Source organism: Amycolatopsis sp. NPDC059657 (genome assembly GCF_042734395.1).
Classification (GTDB): Bacteria; Actinomycetota; Actinomycetes; order Mycobacteriales; family Pseudonocardiaceae; genus Amycolatopsis.
This window is the reverse complement of the sequence record NZ_JBHWEB010000236.1, coordinates 1-5,324: the sequence shown is the minus strand read 5'-3', so window position 1 is coordinate 5,324 and position 5,324 is coordinate 1. Positions and strand designations below refer to the sequence as shown.

5 protein-coding genes are annotated in these 5,324 nt (G+C 69.9%); 3 read left to right on the top strand and 2 right to left on the bottom strand.

Annotated elements, in window-relative coordinates:
- Positions 1-42: 42 nt before the first annotated feature.
- Both serA and ACFV15_RS47690 read right to left on the bottom strand, forming a co-directional pair.
- Positions 43-1,641 (bottom strand): phosphoglycerate dehydrogenase, encoded by a 1,599-nt coding sequence (gene serA / locus ACFV15_RS47695; protein WP_378360110.1) that lies wholly within the window; start codon positions 1,639-1,641, stop codon positions 43-45.
- Between the two features lie 115 nt (positions 1,642-1,756).
- Positions 1,757-2,302 (bottom strand): TetR/AcrR family transcriptional regulator, encoded by a 546-nt coding sequence (locus tag ACFV15_RS47690; RefSeq protein ID WP_378360109.1) that lies wholly within the window; start codon positions 2,300-2,302, stop codon positions 1,757-1,759.
- 80 nt (positions 2,303-2,382) lie between these two features.
- On the opposite strand from ACFV15_RS47690, the gene ACFV15_RS47685 reads away from it, so the two are divergent.
- Genes ACFV15_RS47685 through ACFV15_RS47675 form a run of 3 tightly spaced genes read left to right on the top strand, consistent with a single transcriptional unit; the run spans position 2,383 to position 5,229 of the window.
- Entirely contained in the window at positions 2,383-3,261 is an 879-nt protein-coding gene (locus ACFV15_RS47685; RefSeq protein ID WP_378360107.1) for a TIGR03620 family F420-dependent LLM class oxidoreductase, read from the top strand.
- Positions 3,258-4,070 carry a TIGR03620 family F420-dependent LLM class oxidoreductase gene (locus tag ACFV15_RS47680; RefSeq protein WP_378360105.1) on the top strand — a complete coding sequence of 271 codons (813 nt, stop codon included), beginning with the start codon at positions 3,258-3,260 and terminating at the stop codon, positions 4,068-4,070. The genes ACFV15_RS47685 and ACFV15_RS47680 overlap by 4 nt, the downstream gene beginning before the upstream one ends.
- Before the next feature lie 37 nt (positions 4,071-4,107).
- Positions 4,108-5,229: an ankyrin repeat domain-containing protein gene (locus tag ACFV15_RS47675; protein ID WP_378360104.1), complete on the top strand. Its 1,122-nt coding sequence runs from the start codon at positions 4,108-4,110 to the stop codon at positions 5,227-5,229.
- The last annotated feature ends 95 nt before the right edge of the window (positions 5,230-5,324 follow it).

The following is a 5,324-nucleotide window of genomic DNA, read 5'->3' as shown; positions in this document are numbered from 1 at the left end:
TTGGTCGGCCCTTTCCCCCCCCCCCCCACCCCCCACGACTGCCTAGCCCAAGTGGATGCCGCGGATGGTGTGGGTGCCCACGCCAGCGCCGATCGGCTCGAGCAGGTGGGCGCCGACCTCACGGTCGACGCGCAGCAGCATGACCGAGTCGGAACCGTCGGTGGTCTGGCTGATCTGCGCGGCCTCGATGTTCACGCCCGCTTCGCCGAGCAGGGTGCCGACGCGGCCCATGATGCCGGGACGGTCGGGGTACTCGAGCAGCAGCACGTCGCCCTCGGCACGCAGGTCGAAGTGGCGGCCGTTGACCTCGACGATCTTCTCGACCTCCTCCTTCCCGGTGACCGAGCCGGAGACGGTGAGCGTCTGGCCGTCGGCGGTGACCACGCGGACGGTGACCGCGCTGCGGAACTTCGGGCTCTCGGTCTCGGTGACGAGCTCGACCTGCACACCGCGGTCGGCGGCGAGGCGCGGCGCGTTGACGAAGGTGACCTGCTCGTCGACGACGCCGGTGAAGACGCCGCGCAGCGCGGCGAGCTGCAGGACACTGACGTCCTCGCCGGCGAGCTCGCCCTTGACCACGACGGTGACCGAGGCCGGGGCCTTCGGGTTCAGCGCGGACAGCACGGTGCCGAGCTTCTGGGTGAGCGAGAGGTACGGGCGGACGTGCTCGCCGACCGTGCCGCCGCCGGTGACATTGACGGCGTCCGGGACGAAGTCGCCGCGCAGCGCCAGCAGCACCGAACGCGCGACGTCGGTGCCCGCGCGGTCCTGCGCCTCGGCGGTCGACGCGCCCAGGTGCGGGGTGACGACCACGTTCGGCAGGTCGAACAGCGGGCTCTCGGTGGTGGGCTCGGTGACGAAGACGTCGATGCCCGCGCCGCCGACGTGGCCGGACCGGATGGCGTCGGCGAGGTCCTCCTCGACGATCAGGCCACCGCGCGCGGCGTTGACGATGATGACGCCCTGCTTGGTCTTCTTGAGCGCTTCGGCGTCGATGAGGCCCTTGGTCTCGGGCGTCTTCGGCAGGTGGATCGAGATGAAGTCGGCGCGCTCCAGCAGCTCGTCCAGCGTCACGAGCTCGATGCCGAGCTGCGCGGCGCGCGCGGCGCTGACGTAGGGGTCGTACGCGATGAGCTTGGTGCCGAAGGCGGCGAGCCGCTGCGCGAAGAGCTGGCCGATCTTGCCGAGGCCGACCACGCCGACGGTCTTGCCCTGCACCTCGACGCCCGAGTAGGCGCTGCGCTTCCACGCGCCGCCACGCAGGCTCTCGCTGGCGGCCGGGACGCGGCGGGCGACCGAGAGCAGCAGCGCGACGGCGTGCTCGGCGGCGCTGACGATGTTGGAGGTCGGGGCGTTGACGACCAGGACGCCGCGCTCGGTGGCGGCGGGCACCTCGACGTTGTCCAGCCCGACGCCTGCGCGGGCGACGACCTTCAGCGTGGTGGTCGCGGCGAGCACCTCGGCGTCGACCTGGGTCGCGGACCGCACGAGCAGCGCGTCGGCACTCTTCACGGCCTCGAGCAGCGCGGGACGGTCGGTGCCGTCCACATGCTGGACGTCCACCTCGTCACCGAAGACACTGAGGACGGAGGGCGCGAGCTTTTCCGCAATGAGTACGACGGGTTTGCCTGCTTTGGTCACGACGCTGCTCCCACTATTTGGTCACTAAATCGAGGACGCTCTCAACGGCGCACGACGTTGTGCCCGGATGGGCCGCAGTTTAGCTCTGCGTACCCCCACCTTGCCGAGTGCATTGTTAACTTGCCCGCAACCCGGTGACAACAAGAGCGAAAAGGCGATCCATCCCATCATCGGATGGATGATGCTCACTCGCCCAAACAACGGCGTGCGTAAGGAGAAGCAGCTCGCGCGTGGTGGCGTCCGCGCGCAGTTCGCCCGCTTCCCGCGCCCTGTCCACCAGCTGGGACGCCGCCGCCTGCATCTCATGACATGAGACGTAAAGCGGTGAGCCGGGGTGGTTGATGGCCGACGCCATCGCCTCCGGCAGGCCCTTGTACTCGCCCGAGGTCTTGCCGAGGCCGGCCAGCCAGGTCGTCAGCGCCTCGAACGGCGACGGATGACCGAGCAGCTCGCGCGCGGCCGCGGCCTGGGTGTCGAAGCGGTCCCTCAGCAAGGTCTCGATGAGCGCGTCGCGAGTCGGGAAATGCCGATAGAGGGTGCCGATGCCGACGCCCGCGTTGCGCGCGATGTCCTCGAGCGACGCCTCGACGCCATGGCTGCGGAAAGCGAGTTTCGCCTCGCTGAGCAGGCGTTCGTAGTTGCGGAGGGCATCGGCGCGCATGAGCCGACAATAGTGGGTGACAAATCGGAGGCTACCTCCGTATATTAACCGGAGGCAGCCTCACCTTCTGGAGGGAAGTCATGATCGAGGAAACGCGGGAGCGGCTGGGCCCGGTCGGGGTCTGGCTCCCGTCCGCGCCATTCGCCCCGCCGCGCGAAACCGAGGTGCTGGCCAACCAGCGCATCGAGGAGCTGGGCTACGGCTCGGCGTGGAGCGGCGAAGGCGTCGGCGAGCGGGATCTGTTCGAGGTCGACGGAACTCTGCTCGCGTCGACGTCACGGCTGATGATCGGCTCCGGCATCGCGAACATCTGGGCGCGCGGCGCGCAGGAGACGCAAACGCTCGCGACCGCGCTCGCGCGGGCACATCCGGGCCGATTCGTGCTCGGCGTCGGCATCGGCCACTCGTTCCAGGCGGCGGCGACGGGCTCCGGCTACCAACCGCTGACGCAGACCAGGGCCTATCTGTCCGCGATGGGCCCGGTGCCGGTTCCCGTGGTGCTGGCCGCCGTCGGACCGCGGATGCTCGAACTGGCGGCCGAGCTGACCGATGGCGCGCACCCGTTCGCCCAGCCGCTGGAGCACACGCCGTACGCGCGGAAGTTCCTCGGGCCGGACAAGCTGCTGATCCCGCATCAGACCGTGCTGCTGGGCACGCGTGACGAAGCACGCGCGCGGCTGGCGCAGACGGTCCGGCAGATGACCGAGCACAAGGTCCCGCACTACATGTCCGGCTGGAAACGGCTCGGCTACACCGACGCCGACATCCATGACGTGAGCGACCGGCTCGTCGACGGCCTCTATGCCTGGGGCGACGAGGAAGCCGTCGCCCGGCGGGTCCGGCTGCTGCTCGACAGCGGCGCCGACCACGTACTCGTCTCCCCTGCCGGAGACACCCTGGAATCCATTGTGGACCAACTCGCCCGGCTCGCGCCGGCGTTGAAGGAGATCACCCGATGAGCGTCGGAATCTGGACTTTCGCCTTGGAAGGCAAGAAACCCGCCGAGATCCGCGACGCGGCGCTGGAGGTCGAAGACCTGGGCTTCGACACGCTGTGGTTCGGCGAGGCGTACGGCCGGGAGGCGTTCACGCAAGCCGCCGTCCTGCTCGCCGCGACGTCACGACTGCGCGTCGCCACCGGCATCGCCCAGATCGCGCTGCGCGAACCGGCCGCGGCGGCGGGCGCGGAACGCCTGCTCGACCAGGCCTATCCCGGCCGGTTCATCCACGGCCTCGGCGGCCATCGGGTCGGCGCACGTCCGGTCACGTCGATCCGCGACTACCTTGCGGCACTGGACAAAGAACTGGCCGAGCCCGCACCGACCCGGGTCATCGCCGCACTCGGCCCGCGCATGCTCGAGGTCGCCCGCGACCATGCCGACGGCGCGCACCCGTACTTCGTCCCGGTCTCCCACACGGCGTTCGCCCGAGGCGTGCTGGGACCTGGCAAGTTCCTGGCGGTCGAGCAGGCGGTCACCTTCGATCCGGCTTTGGCCCGCGAACACGTCGGGCTCTACGTCAAGCTCGCCCCGCACCACCAGGCGAACCTGCGCCGCCTCGGCTTCACCGACGCCGAGCAAGCCGCTGTCTCACCCCGCCTGGTCGACGCACTGGTCCCGGTCGGCGAGGACGCCATCGCCGAGCGCGTGCGTGCGCAGTTCGACGCGGGCGCCGACCACGTCTGCCTGCAGGTGCTCACCGGGAACGACGACATCCCGCTCGCCGAGTGGCGCACCCTCAAAGAGGTCGTGAGTGGTATGACCGGTTAGAACCGGCCGTACCACTCACGACCCCTAGGCTGGGAAAATGCAGGCCTACCACTCCGACCCCGAGTACTACGCCGACCGCGCCCTCGGGCTGCTCGCGTCCGCCGAGGACGGGACGCCCGGGGCGGTCGCGGCGTTCGGGGAGCTGCCGCTCACCGCGGAGGGCGCGCGGACCGCGCTCGCGCGTGAGCACGGTTTCGCGACGTGGCGTGAACTGCTCAAGCACGTTTCGCAGGTGGGCGACGAGCCTTTCGCGCGGGCGTACCGGGCGGTCGAAAGCCGGGATCTCGACGGGCTCGCGGCCATCGTCGACGAGCATCCCGAGGTCGTGCATATCCGTGGTACCAACGGAAACGACCTGCTCGGCATGGCGGGCGCGACCTGCGACGAGCGGCTCGGCAAGGTACTGCTCGACCGCGGCGCCGACCCGTCGCGGGGCAACGTCCACGGCTGGACTCCCCTGCACCAGGCCGCCTACAGCAATCTCCCGCTCCTGCTCGATCTCCTGCTCGAAGCGGGCGCGCCCACCGACGTCTCGGCACGCGGCGACGGAGGCACCCCACTCGTCGTCGCGTTGTTCTGGGGCAACCGCGAAGCCGCCGAAAAGCTCGCCGAGCACAGCCTCGCGCCCGGCAATCTCCGGGTCGCGGCCGGGCTCGGGCGCATCGATCTGCTCGACGGCGCAGGCGGCGAGCATCGGCAGTTTTACCGGCCGCACAGCGGTTTCCCGCGCTGGCAGCCGGCCGACGACCCGACCGAAGTACTGAACGAAGCGCTCACCTGGGCCGCTCGCAACGACCGCACCGAAGCTCTGGAGGCGCTCGTCGCGAAAGGCGCCGATCTCGAGGCCGACGTCTATCGCGGCACCCCGCTGCTCTGGGCCGCCGCGCAAGGCAAGGCCGCGGCCGTGCGCAAGCTCGTCGAACTCGGCGTGAACGTCAACGCCCAAGCCACCTTCGGCGGACCGGGGCACGGCAAGGACGTCACCGCGCTGCACCTGGCCGCGCAGAACAACTCGCTCGACGTCATCGGCGTCCTGCTCGACGCGGGCGCCGACCCAGGCATCCGCGACGGTCTCTTCGACAGCACGCCCGCCGGCTGGGCCGAGCATTGCGGCAGTCCCGAGGCGCTGGAAAGGCTCGTGAGCGTCGCGGGCGGCTAGTACTCCAGCTGTAGTTCGTAATGTGGCTGGCGTGTCGGTGAAATAGGTGCGGCCACCACGGTGATCATGAGTGTTTGTGAAGACAAAACAAGATC

Bases quoted from the DNA above. Each gene is read 5' to 3' on its own strand.
- ACFV15_RS47690 (WP_378360109.1), bottom strand. From the start codon at position 2,302: ATGCGCGCCGATGCCCTCCGCAACTACGAACGCCTGCTCAGCGAGGCG.
- ACFV15_RS47685 (WP_378360107.1), top strand. From the start codon at position 2,383: ATGATCGAGGAAACGCGGGAGCGGCTGGGCCCGGTCGGGGTCTGGCTC.
- ACFV15_RS47680 (WP_378360105.1), top strand. From the start codon at position 3,258: ATGAGCGTCGGAATCTGGACTTTCGCCTTGGAAGGCAAGAAACCCGCC.
- ACFV15_RS47675 (WP_378360104.1), top strand. From the start codon at position 4,108: ATGCAGGCCTACCACTCCGACCCCGAGTACTACGCCGACCGCGCCCTC.